Origin of the sequence: Flavobacterium ardleyense (assembly GCF_042686085.1) — a bacterium.
Classification (GTDB): Bacteria; Bacteroidota; Bacteroidia; order Flavobacteriales; family Flavobacteriaceae; genus Flavobacterium; species Flavobacterium ardleyense.
This window is the reverse complement of sequence record NZ_JBHUOL010000021.1, coordinates 15,530-32,345: the sequence shown is the minus strand read 5'-3', so window position 1 is coordinate 32,345 and position 16,816 is coordinate 15,530. Positions and strand designations below refer to the sequence as shown.

The 16,816-nt window shown below is 31.2% G+C and carries 21 protein-coding genes; 5 read left to right on the top strand and 16 right to left on the bottom strand.

The features are described 5' to 3' along the window. Window positions 1-78: 78 nt before the first annotated feature. Window positions 79-303, bottom strand: a complete 225-nt coding sequence (locus ACFSX9_RS13295) for a hypothetical protein (protein WP_379808484.1) — start codon at window positions 301-303, stop codon at window positions 79-81. A 354-nt stretch (window positions 304-657) separates the two neighbouring features. Here ACFSX9_RS13295 and ACFSX9_RS13290 point away from each other — a divergent pair, with 354 nt between their 5' ends. Next, window positions 658-1,734, top strand: coding sequence for a hypothetical protein (locus tag ACFSX9_RS13290; protein WP_379808482.1), 1,077 nt, complete (start codon window positions 658-660; stop codon window positions 1,732-1,734). Window positions 1,735-1,929: 195 nt separating this feature from the next. Here the strand turns inward: ACFSX9_RS13290 and ACFSX9_RS13285 are convergent, their stop codons facing one another. From ACFSX9_RS13285 to ACFSX9_RS13240, 10 genes are all read right to left on the bottom strand, one after another. Continuing rightward, window positions 1,930-2,751 (bottom strand): alpha/beta hydrolase, encoded by an 822-nt coding sequence (locus ACFSX9_RS13285; protein ID WP_379808480.1) that lies wholly within the window; start codon window positions 2,749-2,751, stop codon window positions 1,930-1,932. A 110-nt stretch (window positions 2,752-2,861) separates the two neighbouring features. After that, window positions 2,862-3,893, bottom strand: a complete 1,032-nt coding sequence (locus ACFSX9_RS13280; RefSeq protein ID WP_379808478.1) for a TQO small subunit DoxD — start codon at window positions 3,891-3,893, stop codon at window positions 2,862-2,864. Window positions 3,894-3,928: 35 nt separating this feature from the next. Further along, window positions 3,929-4,321, bottom strand: a complete 393-nt coding sequence (locus tag ACFSX9_RS13275; protein WP_379808476.1) for a hypothetical protein — start codon at window positions 4,319-4,321, stop codon at window positions 3,929-3,931. 131 nt (window positions 4,322-4,452) lie between these two features. Continuing rightward, the gene (locus ACFSX9_RS13270) at window positions 4,453-4,752 is read right to left on the bottom strand and encodes a type II toxin-antitoxin system RelE/ParE family toxin (RefSeq protein WP_379808474.1); all 300 of its coding nucleotides are present in this window, start codon (window positions 4,750-4,752) and stop codon (window positions 4,453-4,455) included. Continuing rightward, a complete protein-coding gene (locus ACFSX9_RS13265) occupies window positions 4,745-4,996 on the bottom strand; it encodes a type II toxin-antitoxin system ParD family antitoxin (RefSeq protein WP_379808472.1) in 252 nt (83 codons plus the stop codon). Before ACFSX9_RS13265 ends, ACFSX9_RS13270 begins: the two co-directional genes overlap by 8 nt. A gap of 71 nt (window positions 4,997-5,067) precedes the next feature. Beyond that, window positions 5,068-5,616 (bottom strand): alpha/beta hydrolase, encoded by a 549-nt coding sequence (locus ACFSX9_RS13260; protein WP_379808470.1) that lies wholly within the window; start codon window positions 5,614-5,616, stop codon window positions 5,068-5,070. A gap of 24 nt (window positions 5,617-5,640) precedes the next feature. Further along, a complete protein-coding gene (locus ACFSX9_RS13255; RefSeq protein ID WP_379808468.1) occupies window positions 5,641-6,375 on the bottom strand; it encodes a YggS family pyridoxal phosphate-dependent enzyme in 735 nt (244 codons plus the stop codon). A 2-nt stretch (window positions 6,376-6,377) separates the two neighbouring features. Next, window positions 6,378-7,094 (bottom strand): AAA family ATPase, encoded by a 717-nt coding sequence (locus tag ACFSX9_RS13250; protein ID WP_379808466.1) that lies wholly within the window; start codon window positions 7,092-7,094, stop codon window positions 6,378-6,380. Window positions 7,095-7,180: 86 nt separating this feature from the next. Beyond that, window positions 7,181-7,600, bottom strand: coding sequence for a lipocalin family protein (locus ACFSX9_RS13245; protein WP_379808464.1), 420 nt, complete (start codon window positions 7,598-7,600; stop codon window positions 7,181-7,183). Between the two features lie 65 nt (window positions 7,601-7,665). Further along, window positions 7,666-7,869, bottom strand: a complete 204-nt coding sequence (locus tag ACFSX9_RS13240) for a hypothetical protein (RefSeq protein ID WP_379808462.1) — start codon at window positions 7,867-7,869, stop codon at window positions 7,666-7,668. A gap of 265 nt (window positions 7,870-8,134) precedes the next feature. On the opposite strand from ACFSX9_RS13240, the gene ACFSX9_RS13235 reads away from it, so the two are divergent. The 3 genes from ACFSX9_RS13235 to ACFSX9_RS13225 all read left to right on the top strand — a co-directional run bounded on the left by ACFSX9_RS13235 (window position 8,135) and on the right by ACFSX9_RS13225 (window position 10,742). Further along, window positions 8,135-8,731: a superoxide dismutase gene (locus ACFSX9_RS13235; RefSeq protein ID WP_379808460.1), complete on the top strand. Its 597-nt coding sequence runs from the start codon at window positions 8,135-8,137 to the stop codon at window positions 8,729-8,731. 1 nt (window position 8,732) lies between these two features. Next, window positions 8,733-9,200 carry a tetratricopeptide repeat protein gene (locus tag ACFSX9_RS13230; RefSeq protein WP_379808458.1) on the top strand — a complete coding sequence of 156 codons (468 nt, stop codon included), beginning with the start codon at window positions 8,733-8,735 and terminating at the stop codon, window positions 9,198-9,200. Window positions 9,201-9,305: 105 nt separating this feature from the next. Further along, window positions 9,306-10,742 carry a leucyl aminopeptidase family protein gene (locus ACFSX9_RS13225; protein ID WP_379808456.1) on the top strand — a complete coding sequence of 479 codons (1,437 nt, stop codon included), beginning with the start codon at window positions 9,306-9,308 and terminating at the stop codon, window positions 10,740-10,742. Between the two features lie 95 nt (window positions 10,743-10,837). Here the strand turns inward: ACFSX9_RS13225 and ACFSX9_RS13220 are convergent, their stop codons facing one another. Then, window positions 10,838-11,173 carry a DUF6150 family protein gene (locus tag ACFSX9_RS13220; protein ID WP_379808454.1) on the bottom strand — a complete coding sequence of 112 codons (336 nt, stop codon included), beginning with the start codon at window positions 11,171-11,173 and terminating at the stop codon, window positions 10,838-10,840. A gap of 283 nt (window positions 11,174-11,456) precedes the next feature. Between ACFSX9_RS13220 and ACFSX9_RS13215 the strand changes: the two genes are divergently transcribed. Continuing rightward, window positions 11,457-12,632 (top strand): dicarboxylate/amino acid:cation symporter, encoded by a 1,176-nt coding sequence (locus ACFSX9_RS13215; protein WP_379808452.1) that lies wholly within the window; start codon window positions 11,457-11,459, stop codon window positions 12,630-12,632. A 114-nt stretch (window positions 12,633-12,746) separates the two neighbouring features. On the opposite strand, the gene ACFSX9_RS13210 is transcribed toward ACFSX9_RS13215, so the two are convergent. The 4 genes from ACFSX9_RS13210 to ACFSX9_RS13195 all read right to left on the bottom strand — a co-directional run bounded on the left by ACFSX9_RS13210 (window position 12,747) and on the right by ACFSX9_RS13195 (window position 16,315). After that, a complete protein-coding gene (locus ACFSX9_RS13210; protein ID WP_379808450.1) occupies window positions 12,747-13,196 on the bottom strand; it encodes a Gmad2 immunoglobulin-like domain-containing protein in 450 nt (149 codons plus the stop codon). A 132-nt stretch (window positions 13,197-13,328) separates the two neighbouring features. Beyond that, entirely contained in the window at window positions 13,329-13,823 is a 495-nt protein-coding gene (locus ACFSX9_RS13205) for a hypothetical protein (protein WP_379808448.1), read from the bottom strand. A gap of 499 nt (window positions 13,824-14,322) precedes the next feature. Further along, window positions 14,323-14,721 (bottom strand): hypothetical protein, encoded by a 399-nt coding sequence (locus tag ACFSX9_RS13200; protein ID WP_379808446.1) that lies wholly within the window; start codon window positions 14,719-14,721, stop codon window positions 14,323-14,325. A gap of 208 nt (window positions 14,722-14,929) precedes the next feature. Beyond that, complete coding sequence (locus ACFSX9_RS13195; RefSeq protein ID WP_379808444.1) at window positions 14,930-16,315, bottom strand: T9SS type A sorting domain-containing protein; 1,386 nt, start codon at window positions 16,313-16,315, stop codon at window positions 14,930-14,932. Window positions 16,316-16,816 lie beyond the last annotated feature (501 nt).

Here is a 16,816-nt window from a genome sequence, read left to right as displayed (position 1 = left end):
ATTTAGAAATCTGAATTTAGAATTTAGAAAATAATAGAAAAGCGTTTTGATTAGTTTCAGAACGCTTTTTTTTTGGAGCTATTTCCAGCTTTCCGTTGCAATCTTTTTTGTTTTTAAAGAAAAACAAAAAAGGATTTCCACTGCAATCTGGGCTAGGGCAATAGTTTTCAATTGAAAATTTTCGATCATGAGATTACTTAGTACATTATTTTTTTCAATCGTTTTAATCTTCAATAATCCTTTATAAGCACATTCCAACCAGATTCTTCCTTGATCAGATATATTGAAACTTTCATATTTCATAACGAAGTTTTCTTAGTGGTTTTTCTTAATCGATTTATTTGCTTTTTTCTTCATTAAATGACTGACCAATAATTATGTCAAAATATATTTATTGTATCCAAATGTAATCTTTAGAAAGTATTTCTTTTTTGCATAACTTTCTTCTTTATATTTTTAGCTTTTTTTTTGTTAGCGATTCAACCTTTTGGAGCAACGAATTGCTAATTAATTTTTAATAAAAGCGATATTTGAAACCGTCGTTTTTGTAATTGTAGATTGTGTAAATTGCAACTTAGTTTAAGCAGCAGAAATAGTATCAAACATAAAAAATAAGTAAAATGCTTCCAATAGTAATTTATCAAAAAAGCTTAAAAGATGAGTAACAACCAAATAATGCTTTTGATTGCCGGAATAATTCTACTTACTATTATCAATTTTATCTTTCATGCTTTTGACTATGATGCTTCTTTAAAAAATCAGATGCATGATGTTAAACTACCGGAGAGCTACAAGAATTATCAACCGCTAGAAAAAACCGAAAAAATAAAATTCGGAAATCAGGAGATGGAAGTTTTGTTTGAAAGCGATAAAGAATTAATCCATTTTATAAGTTCAAATAATGAAGTAATCATAAAAGAAGGAGGTTCAATACACACGCTTCATAAAATAAATAGAGTAGGGGAATTGGTTGATAAAACTATACTGTTTAGAGATTTTAGTACAAAAAGCCAAGAGTTCGTCTGCGGTGATTATATTATAAATTCATACGGAGCCTATTATAAAAATTGGATTTTAGACGGCGATTCAAGTGAAATACCCATGATTGTTCATAATAAAGACAACACTTGGACTCATAACGAAAAATATAAATTACTAAATTTTGTATTAAAGCATTGTTCTTATTATGATTATCAAAATGCCTTGGAAAACACAAGCACAATCGCGTATTTTTATGAGGATAAATGGCAATTGCTATATGTTTACATAAAAGATAGTTACAAATATTTTTTAAGAAAAGGGAAATTAGAATACGACACTAGTTTATTTTCAAACCCTCCTAATAACATAAAACCAGTTTATTATCAAAGAGAGGAGTATGTAAAATCGCGGAGCTCAAACGGGAATAATGCGAGTTATTCTTGGTCGGGAAGATTATATGCTACGCTTTTGGTAGATGAAGATGTGCTAAATTTCAGTATGGCGTTGTCCATTCCAGATCTTGGAACCGGTTCCGGACTTTATAAAATCCATAAAGAAGACATTAGAAATACTAAAGAATCTGTTTACGAGCAAATAAAACCATACGTTTACTGTGCGGATGCTCGCCTTGAATTCAAAATGTTTTCTTACAATTCAAATGCTGGCAACAAATACGGTTTTACAAATATAGGACAGAAAATTTACAAGATTAAAAAGATCACAAATGATACAATAAGTCAAAAAACAGTATAAATAGAAAAGCGTCCCGAATTAGTTTCAGAACGCTTTTTTTTGAGCTATTTACTTCGTCAGTCGCAAGCTCGTGTCCAGCTTTCCGTTGCAATCTTTTTTGTTTTTAAAAGAAAATCAAAAAAGGATTTCCACTGCAATCTGGGCTAGGCACTAATTTTCAATTGAATTCTTGCGGTCGTTAGATTAGTTGATTCATTATTTTCTTTGGATCGTTTTAATCTTTAATAATCCTTTATAAACACCTTCGAGCCAAATTTTTCCGTGATCAGGTAAATTTAAACTTTCATATTCCCAAACTAAGTTCTCTGTTTTGTTTTTCTTAAACCATTTATTGATTTTCTTCAATGACTTATTGAATTTTTCTTCATAAGTGTCACCATAACCACTAAAAACATAGAACTCTTTTTCTTGGTGAGCGACTTTATATTTTTTGATTCGGTCTAGCATTTGTTCATCATCATAACTGAAATTTGGACTCAATAAAACAGATGCGTCAAAGAAATTAGAATCAACAGTATTAAAATACATTAAAAATGTTGCGCCAAGTGAATGCCCAATCCCAATATTAGAATTTTGAATCCTGTAATTTTCTTTTAGATAAGGTTCAATTTCATTTTTAATATGACTTATTAACGTATCAGCGCCACCAATTGGCGGTTCATATTCTTTTAAAGTTTCCACATTATTATTCACGGGTAAAAACTCAAACCATCGGTCTTCTGTAACGATTCCAACAATGATCATCGGTTCAATATAATTCATTGACAACAACTCTACACTTCCTTTCACATAATTAAAAATGCGTTGGTTTTGAGCGTCAAATAAATAGAGTATTTTAAATTTTCTAGCAGGTTCTTTAAAATATTCATCGGGAAGATAAATTTGAATTTCTCTTTCTTTATCAAAAACTTTAGAAGGAATAAAAACAGTTTTAGTTGTTGCATAATATTTGTTTTCGTCAATTTCTTGTGAAAACAGATTCATGGCAATAAAGAATAGTAAGATGAATAATCTCATATTTTTGTTATTTAACAGAAAATAAATATACTCTTTTTTTATAAAAAAGGAAGGCTTCATTAATTCTTTTCTGAACTAATGAAGCCTTCTGTTAATTCAGAATTCTTAATTTATTTCTCTATTTTAATTTCTTCAGACCAAGTAGTTCCACTAATATCCGTTAAAATTACTTTGTGAATTCCATTCGGTAAATTCGCTAATTTCTCGTCCTTAATCGTTAAAACCGCTTTTGCACCTAATGGAATTATTAAACTGTGTTTACCACTTTTAATTTTCGCTACATAACGATTCGCAATGTTTTCTTTTGGGAAAACTGCTAATTCGTTTTGATCTAATTCTAAAATCGTGTTTTCTTTGTTGTCCACGACTTTAATTCCGATTAGGAAAGAACCGTAAACATCTGCACCTTCTACTCTAAATATTTGGAAAGAAAGTTGATCTTGGCTAAGTGTTGCATCACTAATTTCAACTTTCGGTTTCACTGATTTGTTATGTAAGGTTCCCCATACGCCACCGTGAAAATGTTGGTTAGTAAACAAAGTCAATGCTAAAATCGCCATTGCACCACCAAATACTACTTTATGTAAAACGTTGAATTGTATTGGTAAAATTCCAGAACCAAACCAGTTGAAAAGTTTGTGATTCGTAATTTTTGCGTTTCTCATCTGTAATAAATAATCGATAGAATATTTTCCACTTCCAGATAAGAACATCGTAAATCCACCAGCAACTCCTAATACTCCAATTTGCCATTCATCCAAACAAGTGGTTCCAATCCAGCCCGAACCTAATAAGATTCCCATGGCTAAACTCATCACTCCAATACTCATTAAACGCGTGAAGAATCCAAACATTAGTAACAAGCCTACAATTCCTTCAACGATGGTAAAAACCGCCATTGCCCACCATAATGCTTCCGGATTACTAACTAAGTATTCGATCATTGGACCAATTCCTAAAGCATTTGGTAAAAAGTGATTAAATTTTTCACCAATATAACCCGCTGCTTCGGGATCCAATTTATTTTCTAAAATCAAACGACGCCAAAAAGCCGAGAAATAAGTCCATCCAACAACTAAACGTAAAGTCAATGTGAAAAGTCCAGCCAAATGATAGGACTGCAATAAGTTTTTATTTTGCATTTTTTAATATTTTATAAGTAAAAGATAATTTTTTTTTAAGCGATTTGAGTGTCGTTTAAATCAAATATTTTTAATCTTTTATATAAAATATAATAAGGTGGATTCCAGTTGGAACCTTTTGTATTTACAAGATGTATTGTGTTTTTGTTTTCTTCAACACTTAAAAAATGTGCTGTCGTTACAACAGGAATTTTTATTTGTGCTTGCTTTTTAAACGTTGGAGCGTTTTGCTTTTCGGAAGTATTTTCCCAAATCGCACAGAAAGCAGTTTGCGTTGCAGTCGATTTTGCTGGGTTTAACGGTTTTGTAGTCGCTAATCCTAAAGATGTTTCTAATTGATTTCGAACCGAACAAGGAGCCACCAATAACAACAATGCCAATAAAGGAATGGCAAATGATTTTATTTTATGGAATACTGTTTTGTTCATTTTGTTTTCAGAAATGCTCCCGAATTTTGTAGGAAGCTGTAATTATTTTTTCAAAACTATCAAATAGAAGTTAGGATAACAAATTAAGAATGAAACTTTAAGATTTCATTACCAATTGCGTTAGATTGAATTTATTCTCCGATCCTATTTTTTAAATCCATTTTCGAATGTAAAATTCTAATTATTTCTATTTCTTGTGCATTTAAGATGCTATAAAAAATAATATGAAGATTTGATTTATACCCATAAATACTGCTAGCTATTTCGGGATAGCTCTTTCCGTAACTTTGGTTTTCGGCTAATTCTTGACAGCTTTGAAGTAATTGAAAATAATATTTATCAGCTTGCTCTTCTGACCACATTTCATAAGTATAGTTCCAAATTTCAGATAAATCAACGACGGCTTTGTTAGTTAAGGAGTATTTAGCCATTCTTCACCTTGTTGGCTTTTAATAATTCAAGGTGTTTTTTTGCATCGAAATCTTTATCGATACCACTTTCAATTCCCTCGTTTATTGCGTTTTTCAAAACAACTATTCGGTTTTCTTCCTCTTCTAATAAACGTAAACCAGCTCGAATTACTTCACTTGCGTTTTTAAATCTGCCTTTTGAAACACTTTCGTCCACAAAATCTTCAAAATAATCACCTAATGATACTGATGTATTTCGTCCCATAATTTTATTATTTACAGTAAAGTTACCAAAATTCGGTAATTAATCAACATAATAAATTTATTTTAAGCTGATTAAATCTTCAATTTTAACGAGTCGATAATCTTATCGCAAATAATTCCCGCAATTTCTTTCTTCTGATAAAATTCGTGATTTTCGTTTTCGAACAAATTTTCTTTTAAGTCGAACTTTTCGAACCATTCCGATTTAGGTTTAAAAATATCGATTTCACCATAAAACAACTCAATATGTGCTAAAGGTTTCTGAGTTTCATAACGTAATCGGGTTGAAGAAATTGCAAATAAATTTTCAATTTTTAAACCAGAATTTCCTGCTTTCCAACCGATAAGTCCGCCAATACTAAAACCTAAAATGGTTACCGCTTGTGTTTCCTCTTGTAATAGTTTTTCAACCGCTTTTTCAATGCCACCATTTATAAATTGATTGTGCAAAGCTTCTTCCGAATAATTGGTTTTATCAATGTTTCCCAATTCACAGCAATCGTAATATTTTATGTCAAAGTGTTGTTCTAAGATGTCAGTGTAAAAACTAACCCAATCTGATTTTTCTTTTCCCCATAAATCGGAAAGCAATAGCAATTTTGGCTTTTTGTTTTCATTCATAGGTTGTAGTTTTGATTGATTTTATTACTTTTCGCCTTCATTCCAATAATAACTATCAGGATGAATTCTTTGACCAAAAATAGCAGTTCCGACTCTTACAATCGTTGCACCTTCTTCAATAGCAGTTTCTAAATCGCCACTCATTCCCATCGAAAGTTCTTTCAAATTTAGGTTAGGGATTTTTAGCGAATTCGCTTTTTCTTGAATGCTTTTTAGCAATTGAAAACACTTGCGAACCTTTTCTGTTTCCGCACTAAACAAACCAATAGTCATTAAGCCAGTTATTTTTAAAGTTTTTAGCTGGGCGACTTGTTGTATTAATTCGATGGCTTCGTCTGGATGTACTCCAAATTTACTTTCTTCATTCGAAGTATTAACCTGAATCATTACTTCGATGGTTTTATTTTCGGAGACTAAGCGTTGATGTAGTTTTTCTGCTAAATCTAATCGATCAACCGACTGAACACAAGAAACATTATATTTAAGAATGTCCTTTATTTTGTTGGTTTGCAAATGTCCGATGAAATGATTTTCGTGCAAAACGGATTTCAAATCTTCGTATTTCTCTTTTATTTCCTGCACTTTATTCTCACCAATTAAGGTTTGACCTGAAGCGATTGCGATTTTGATATTTTCGGCCGAAACTGTTTTCGTCGCTAATAGCAATCGAACTTCATTCGGATTTCTGTTGCTTTTCAGACAAGCATCTTCTATTCGTTGCAGAATTATTTTTAGATTATGTAAAATTTGCTCCGACATATTTAGTCTAGTTTTTCTTCTTTTTCTAACTTTTCAATTAAAGCTGCTTTCACGATTGTAAAAGCATAATCTTTGGCTTCAGCATAAGAAACACCATATTTACGATCGATATTTTGCATTTCGGATGGAAACGTTGCCAATAATTTATCGTAATAACTGTCTAAAACTTCGGACGAAGGCATTTCGAAATTCACGCGCAATTGGAACCTTCGCAACAAAGCCGTATCAATAACTTCTGGATGATTCGTAGCGCAAATCAACAAAGCATTTTTCGGATAATAATCAATCATCTGAATGATCGTATTGACCAATCGTCTCATTTCGCCCACTTCTTTATCGTCGCTTCCTCTAGATTTTCCAATTTGATCAAATTCGTCTAAAAACAAAACTGCTTTCTCTCTTCCGGCTTTATCAAAGACTTGTTTCAGATTCTGAGATGTTTCACCAATTCTAGAACTCACCACATTGCTTAAATTCAGAATAACGATAGGCTTTCCGATAGCATTTGCAATAGCTTTTGCCGTAGTCGTTTTTCCACAACCCGAATTTCCTTGTAACAAAATTTTATTGTTTACTGGCAATCCAAACTGGGTAAGTTGGTCCACAAATTTATGCTCTTTAATGAGTTGTTGAATGCTTTTTTGATTGTATTCGTTTAGGAAAACGTCATCTAAAGAAACAATTTCTTTGTCGTTGATGATTAAATTATATAGCTCCATTAGTGTAGTTTTGTAATTTTGCACGAATTTAAGCAATAAACCTGAGTTTACGAGTTAATTTTCGATACAGCTAAAGGTAATTGTCTTTAGTTTTTGGCTTTTTTATACGCTTCACGAATGTCTCCGTCAACTAATATTAATTCGTTGTTTGTCAACTTTTCAATAGTTTGTACAATTGTGTCGGTAGTAGTGGTTTTATTCCCAATACTTTCCACGATAAATGTAATTTTATTATCTTTTACAGACCAAGATTTATATAGAAGGGTTTTCATATTATCAGATTTTGCCGTTCCATCTTCGAAAATTGAAAAGTGCAAAGCTGATGGCGAAGTGTCTTTCCATGAGCCAACTAACAACGCTTCAGAAGTAAGTGGTTTTTGTACTTCGACTGTTTCTTCTTCAATTTCAATGTTTTTCGGTTCGTCTTTACAAGAGTTTAACGCGAATATTGCTAAAGTTAAAAACGAGATTCTAATTAATTTTGATTTGATATTGAGGTCTTTCATAATGTTGTTTTTCGATGTTAAATGTTAAGTAAATTAGGCACAATAGTAATGCCAAAAAGTTAATTTTATTGGTTTTCTCTTTTAGCTTTTCGTTTTAAAGTAAAGTAATTCCAAATCCCCATAAATGTTCCAAAAAACACGACTTGAAATATTGCTTTTTTAGGATTAAAATCTAGTCCTTCAAAATAATCGAATGTTCCCATAATTAGTGCGAACATTACTCCGGAAATTAGACCAGAGAGTGCCGCTGATTTAGTTAGTTTATTCATGTCAATTGTAAGATTTCTTCGTTAGGCTTTTATTTTCTACTTCAAAAGTACGAGAATTTTAATAGTTAATTGTAAATCGTTTTCAATAAATCATTATTAGCTGCTCGAACTTTTTACCTCAAAAGCTTATTTATGCACATTAATGATTGCTTCCAGATTAAGATTTAAAAATAAATTCAGTAAAACATTTTTTAGTCTAGTCTAAATTATTATTTTTGCAAGACTAATTACGTTAGAAAGTAATTACTTTAATTAATTGACAACTATGAAAATCACACAAAATTTACCTGAACTTCCTTATGACAAAAGCGCACTTAATCCATTTATAACAGAAGAAACATTCGATTATCATTATGGAAAACATCATGCTGCTTATGTAAATAATCTTGCAGGATTAGTAAAAGACACTAAACTAATAGCGGCAAGTGTTGAAGAAATTATCCAAATAGGATTTGCAGAAAAAAACCATGCATTGTTTAATAATGCAGCCCAACACTGGAATCATACATTCTTTTGGCATTGTATGTCGCCAGATGGTGGTAAACAACCTGATGGCAAAATTGGGGAACTTATCACACGTGATTTTGGTAGTTTTGAAAATTTTAAAGAGCAGTTTTCAACAACTGCTGTTAAATTGTTTGGTTGCGGATGGGCTTGGTTGGCTCAGGATGAGCATGGCAAATTAGAAATAATTGCTATGAAAGATGCGCACACGCCATTGACAGAAAATAAAAAACCAATTCTTACAATTGATGTTTGGGAACATGCCTATTACATCGATTATAGAAACGCACGACCAAAATTTGTAGAAGGTTTCTGGGAAATTGTAAATTGGGAATTTGCAAATCAAAATCTTAAATAACATGAGTGATTCTTGCTTAAACCATGTAGAAACACATTGGAAAGATTTGACAGCCATTTCCAATGAGTATTATAACAGAAATGACTTTAGACAGGGCCTTTCTGGTTATAAAGATGCACTTTATAGAGCAGAAGTACTGAATAATAATATTTCTGATTGTATTCGGTTGAAAATTCCATTCGTACAGATTTACATTATATCTTGTAATAATTTAGCAAATACTTATGATGAATTAGATAATAAAGAAGAAGCAGAAAACATGCTAAAACGTGTAGTTTATTACTTGTTGCATATTGCAGCAAACAAAGAGCTTAATTTTGAAGAAATTCAATCAGAATTAAAAAGAGCCTCATTATTATATGTTCGTTTTGCCGAAAAAAATAACTTAGGGATAAAAAAGCAAGAGCAACTTATCCGCGTTTTAAAAGAGGAGCTTTTAGCTAATAATTTCATGAAAAAGAGTAACTAAGAATTACATTATAAAAATTGCATCAATTTTAGAAAGGATTTAACCGATTCAGATTTTGTATCTTTGGGCTAATTAAAAAAGTAATCATAAAACATAAGTAAGAAAATGGTAAATAATTATTTAAAAGTGAAATTCGTATCATTCGAAAATAAAGAAGATATTCCCGCAAATGCTGCTAATATTGAGATCATTGTAAAAAAAGAGCAATTTAGCAATTTTGATTTCCCAAGTTCAGTAGCTGATAGCATCGAGAAATCGTTTGCAAAGAAAGAAAATAAAGTTGTTTTAGCGCACGGAGAAGAGCGAAATTTTTTAGTAACAACGCCAAAAATGGAACTGGAAGCACTTCGATTAGTAGGAGCTTCTGTATTTGCATCTTTAAAAAAGGAAGAAGTTTCTAACGCAGCAATAAATGGTTTAGCCGGACTTTCAGACAAAGAACGTTACGCTTTTTTAGAAGGGTTATTTTTGAGCAGTTATGATTTTAATAAATATAAGAAGAAGAAAAATGAAGAAATAAATACCATTTATATTGCTTCAAAAGATTTTTCAGTTCAAAATCTAGCAGAATTACAGACCTTAGTTGAAGTAGTTTCAATGACTAAATCATTAGTGAATGAGCCTTTAAATTATTTAGACGCTTTGAAGTTTTCTGAATTGGCAACCGAAGCTGGTAAAAAATATGGTTTTGAAACTGAAATTTTACACAAAGAAAAAATTCAAGAATTGAAAATGGGTGGACTTTTAAGTGTGAATTTAGGTTCAGATACGCCGCCAACGTTCAATGTTTTTCATTATAAACCTAAAAACGCTATTAATAAAAAACCGTTGGTAATAGTAGGGAAGGGTGTTATGTTTGATACAGGTGGATATTCTTTAAAAGTTGGAGGTTCAATGCCTGGAATGAAATCAGATATGGCCGGTGGCGCTGCAGTAGTAGGACTTCTTTCTGCTGTTGCGGGAAATAAATTGCCTTACCATATTATTGGATTAGTGCCGGCTACTGATAATAAAATTTCAGGTAATGCTTTAGTGGTTGATGATGTCATTACAATGATGGATGGAACAACGGTTGAAGTATTAAATACAGATGCTGAAGGGCGTTTGGTATTAGGTGATGCCTTAACTTATGCAAAACAATTTGATCCAGAATTAGTTATTGATATCGCAACGCTGACAGGAGCTTCAGCAGCAATAACAGGTTCTTTTGGAATTGCCATGACAGGAACTGATGAAAATGCAATTAATGCTTTGAAAACTACTGGTGATGTTGTTTATGAAAGATTATTGCAATTGCCTTTATGGGAAGAATATGCAGATCTGTTGAAATCAGACATTGCAGATTTAAAGAATATTGGTGGACCGACAGGTGGAGTTAGCACTTCGTCAAAATTCTTACAACACTTTACAGATTATCCGTGGGTGCATTTAGATATTGCTGGTGCGGCTTTCATTAGCGATGCTAAAGGTTATAAGCAAAGCGGTGGAACAGGCGTTTCAGTGCGTTTGATTTATGAATTTATTAAAAATAAGTGCTCTTAATGCATTAGCAATTATATATTAGATTAGAATAGCCTCTTTATAAGGGGCTATTTTATTGTGTAGCATTTTTATTATAGCATTTTCCTGAAATTAATTTAATACAATAAACTTTTCTTAGCAGCATTTTTCCAGCCTGCTTGATTTTCATATGCGACAAAATAGATTTTTAAATCGGCTTGATTTTCATAGTCCACGAAAAACACTTTTTTCTTCGCTTGATTCGGATATTGTGTAAAAAACCACTTGCCATCATTTGCACCTGCTTGGTTTTCATACTCTACTTTGAAAACCTTTAAATCAGCCTGATTTTCATAGTTCACCACAAAAACTTTGACATCGGCTTGATTTGCGTAAGTAACAGAATGCACTTTTTGAGCAATAGCAAAATTGAAACTTGAAAAGAGCAGCGTAATTATAAAATATAGTTTCATTTTGTAAAGTTTAATGGTTTTTTGATTTGAAAAGTTTCTTTAGATTATAGATTAGCTGACTTGCTTTTTTCTTTTACCTATTTCTTAAAACTACTAATTTACTTATTTCTTTCTTATTTCGATTGTTTAAAATGCTTTAAGAAGTTGCTAGTTTGTTATTGCTTCAAGTTTAACAGTGATCTTCTTTTGTTTTTTTATTTCATACGCTATAAAATCTTTATATTAGCGGACTTAAAAAATTGCCACAATTAGACGGATTGTCTTTCACTAATCAGCATAAATTATGAAGCGTTTATTATCAAATCTACTGTTTAAAGTTTTTCTTGCCATAGTTTTAGGGATAGTCTTCGGGCTTTATTTGCCTGAATCAATAAATAGGATTTTCACCACATTCAATGCTTTTTTTGGGCAGTTTTTGAATTTTGCCATTCCATTAATTATCATGGGCTTAATAATGCCAGCTATTGCAGACTTAGGTAAAGGTGCCGGAAAGTTGTTGGTTCTTACTGCGGCAATCGCTTATGGTTCCACTTTGTTTTCAGGTTTTATGACCTATTTTACAGCGTCAAATATATTTCCACAATTACTTGCTTCTTATGCCAGCGACGTAGCTCAAATTGGTGCTTCGGGTCCAGAACTTATTCCATATTTTAGCATTATAATTCCTGCGCCTTTAGATGTGATGACAGCATTGGTTTTATCATTTGTAATTGGTTTAGGACTTTCATATCAAGAAAATTCAACTTTAAAATTAGTAGTTAAGGACTTCCAGAAAATAATAATGCAAGTAATAGAAAATGTTATTGTGCCATTATTACCCTTATTCATTTTGGGAATATTTGCAAGTATGTCTTATAGCGGAAAAGTATTCTCAATCTTGTCTGTATTCATCAGTATTATCGGAGTAATTTTCGCATTACACATTTTATTATTATTGCTTCAATATACAATCGCTGGAGTTGTCACAAAGAAAAATCCTTTTAAATTATTACTGACAATGATGCCTGCATATTTTACGGCTTTGGGAACTCAATCTTCGGCTGCTACAATTCCAGTTACTTTAGAACAAACTTTGAAAAATGGGGTTTCAGAAAAAATTGCAGGATTTGTAATTCCATTATGCGCCACGATTCATTTGTCGGGAAGTATTATGAAAATTACCGCTTGCGCCATGGCTCTTATGATTTTAGAAGGAATGCCATTTAGTTTTACACTCTTTGCAGGTTTTATATTTATGTTAGGGATTGCAATGGTTGCTGCACCGGGAGTTCCTGGAGGAGCAATTATGGCAGCAGTTGGAATTCTGCAATCTATGTTAGGCTTTAGCGAAGAAATGATAGGGTTAATGATTGCATTATATATTGCGATGGATAGTTTTGGAACCGCTTGTAATGTAACCGGAGACGGAGCTATTGCTTTGGTCGTGGATAAAATGACTAAAGATAAAGTGGTGGCTTAAATTTAAACGAGAAAAGAAAAACAGATTATTTATAACTAAAAACAGCAAAACACTACATAGAGCGTTTTGCTGTTTTTTTATGATTAAAATCAGTGGGAGAGTATGAATCTGTTCTTACTTCAAAGGAACTAATAATACATTCGTTTGATTTCCATCTTTTGCACTTATTTCATAAAGTATAAGATTTAAAACTGCTATTTCATTTGCATCTTTAATCTCGAATGTAAAATCAAATTTTCCCCATTCAGGTGCGCCAATTGATGCAGTTGTAAAACCTTCGTCATATACATTGTGACCATCTTCAACTGACCAATTGATAGTTGCTTCAAACACTTGAGCTTCTCCTTGAACTCGAAATTTATTATCAGTTAGTTTTTCAGCAACTACTTTACGAAATCGCTCATTTGAAAACTCTTTATCACTTGAAACGTCTGCATCTGTAGGTTTCTCAACCTGAATTGTATCTAGTGGAGGTAAGTTATCATCGATTTTAGTGTCCCCCTTTTTATTATTACAGGCAAATAGCGTACAAAGTACCAATAAGAAGATTGCTTTTAATTTCATTATTTTATTTTTTTGTTAAACCAATCAGGATTCGCGACCACCTTTCACAGTTTTAATTCGTAATTAACTCAAATATACAAAAACTTTATATTCGAAGAATATTCTTTCGATAGCATATTTTTTGCGTATTATTTAAAATGTATAACCAATTCTTAAGTGCAAGTCTAGCACGGTTTCGCTCTTTTTCGCTAAGTATTGCGAGCTTTTACCTAAATAAAAAACCTGCCCTATTCCAACACCTGTTTCAAATGTTAAATGATCGAAGTAAGTTCTTTTAATTGCCCACTTAGGAATAATTGATATTTGGTTGATAACACGAACGTTTTCTGCATTAGAAATCGTAAATAGATCTGGATTATAACTGGTTTTTAGCGCAAGGAAATTCCCGCTATTATTCTTGATGTTTTTATTTTTAGCATTTCTCTTTTCTAAATTATAATACCATCTTGACTCTAAAGTTAGAACGGGAGTCATTAAAAACGTGAATTCATCACTACTGGCAAAAAAACCACTGTCTAAACCCAATTCTGATCTTAAAACGATTTGATTTGACAAGCCATATTCGTTGTGAATCCAAATTCCCAAAAGTCCAGTTTGTATTCCAAATATCGATTTCTCAACGCTCACATTATCGTTTATGGATTCCTGCGCGAATGCAATGCTACTGATTAAGCAAAGTAGAAGAATTGTCTTTTATTTCATTTTTAAATATTGAAGTTGCTTTTTATATCTACTGTTATACTATTTGAATTTTATTTTATTTTTCGAAACGACTATTTTTAAGGAGCTTATTAATTAAACTTCCTTTTAGTTTGCTTAGTGCTTGATTATTATTTTGTGCATTTCGTACTCTGCTTTATTTCCTGTTTTTATATAATAGATTCCATTCGGTAGATGCCCTAAAGAAATTATTTCGTTTGAATTTTCTAGGATTTATAAATATTCTATTTTTCTGTGAAAACCAATATATAATAAAATATCCTAATTCTATTAAGACGACAATGGAGGCAAATGGTTTTTAGTAACTATCTTTTTATTAGTTAATAGCGGCGATTATAAGGTTTTTCAAAATCAAATTTAATTCGTGTAGTTTTTATTAGATTAAATATTAGCAACAATTTATTTTTTAAGAACTTGAATGATTAACGAATAGATAAATTATAATAAATGCACAAATAAAGGTTAGAGCAATCGTAATGTGAAAATATGCTTTGGTTTCGTGATTGATTATTTGATACTTATCATCCGTTTTTAGAAATGTAATATAAATTTGCTTTCCATTAATATAACTTGGCATACTTTGATTTAAAGTTTGCTCAATTAATATTCCATTGTCATAAAACTCTATTACCGGGCGATACATCACTTCTTTTTCAACACCAAAGGTGGTTTGATCTAAACCAACTAATTTTGCTGTTGTTTTAGTTCCTAATTTTAAAATAGTTAATCTGTTAAAAAGACTTTTACAGCAGATCACGAAGATGATAAAGCTGATGAAGATAAAAATTGACCTGTGTGGTGCCATTAAGTACTGTTTTTTTTAAACTTAATCTTGTTTAATTCGAGAGTTATAAAGATGGTGGAAAAAGGAACCACCATCTTTTATATAGGTTTAATTAGGTTAGTAGGTATCAAACTTAGCCACTAAAGAAATAGTATAAATACGCTATACTCTAAGTTAGTTTACAGGAACCAAGAAACTAATCATGCCTTATTTTGTGTTCCAAAACGTTTTAGTTTTTCAATACTTTTATGGTTTTAGTTTCACCATCTTCAAAGTTAATTTTTGCTAAATAAACGCCTTTTTCAAATAGTGAAAAATTAACTGTATCCGAATTCGAAACCTGCACTTTTTGGCCTGCTAAATTAAAAACCTCAATTGAATCGATTTTGCTTTCTGCATTGATTTTTAATTCAGCAGCAATTGGGTTATTGTAAGTTATTTTATTTTGTAACATTACTGGATTTAGAGAAAGTGTAGCACTTGTATATTTTGCAATGACAAAACTCCATTCATTATTAATTTCATCATAATAATCACCACCAGCATATAAATAATCACCTTTCTTTATGATTGAGGTAAAGGAGCCATTAGTAATTAAATTTTCTTTATAATAATCTAAGTTATTACTAGGTACTAGATTACCACCCGCATCATAACACACAATAAAGGGCTGTTCATCAGTAGTTGATCCTACAAAATAAAAGAAACCACTATCGAATATGAAATTCTCATAATATTCTAAATTGCCATTGTAAAAAGTTAAATCAACATTTCCAACACCGTTGAAATTCGTATTTACTGTTCCATTACTATTTAATACATAAAATTTTAAAGGAGCATCGCCTTCCTCCATAAAAAATAAGTTACTAGGGCTAGATTTTAAGAGAAAGTCATTATTTTCAGGAAATAAATACGTACCGTTTGTTCCAAAAGTATTTATTAAATTACCCGTATGATCCATTTTTTCGATTTTAGAATAATTTTTAAATAACAAATTGCCATCGTTGCTCATTTGCATATGTCCAATATTGTTTACATTTAAAATACCATTTATACCATAGCTACTATCAATAGTGCCATTTGCTAAATATTTATGAAACTGTTGATAGTTGGAAAACAGAAAAGTATTGTCATTCAAGATCACTAATCTACCATCACTACCAATAGTTTCAATCTCTATTCTTATTTCACCATTTGTACCAAAACTGGTGTCTAAGCTTCCGTTTGATTTATAACGAATTATAGCTATCTCATTATTAGGAGTACTAAATGGTAAAATATTATTGAATATTATAAGTATTGAATTGTCAATATGTTTGTAAACATTAAATTCCCCAGCGTAATCCGGTAGATTTAATTTTCCATTTGCTCCAAAAGTGCTATCGAATGTCCCGTCTGTATTAATTTTATAAACAACATTAGAATCTTGAGCGTATGTTTTTGAATAGACCAAAAAACTATTTGTGTCCATATCTAAAAATTCTAATTCATCTATTTCTCCATCAACTAGTATCTTTTTAATACCATTTGTGCCGAAGTTTGATTCTAGAATAATGCTTTGTCCGTTTAAAGTTAAAATTAGTAAAAGTGTAATTAGAGTAAAGATTTGTTTCATGAATTTTATTTTTTTGCAAAATTAATGTTTTTATTATAAAGTATTTATGATTTCTTTGATTGCCGTTTGTAAGCTTTTATATTTAAAGGTGGCAAGTTGTTAAAGCTGTAATTTTGATTCTATGCTTCTAATTGTTACGCAAATCCTTTTTGTAATTCGCATATTTTAGAAATAGAAGCTATTTTTCTTGTTAAATCATTTTATGCTGTCGTGTTTTGTCGACTAAAACGAATAAGAAGAAAATACTCGGTTGCCATGTATTACGTTTATATCCTTTTCATATTTGTGGAAATAAAATTTTTGTAAAATTCCGATAAATCTCCTGTGAAGCCGGCCAGATAAAATCCGAATATATAAAAATCTGTTATTTTCTATGCTAAAGAATCAGGTACCAAATTATACATCTTCAATCTTCCCCTAATCAATATCCGTTTGTTCCAAGAAAAGCGACACCTATTTCATCTGCAATTATGAAAGTGTAGGGTTTTTCTGCATATTATT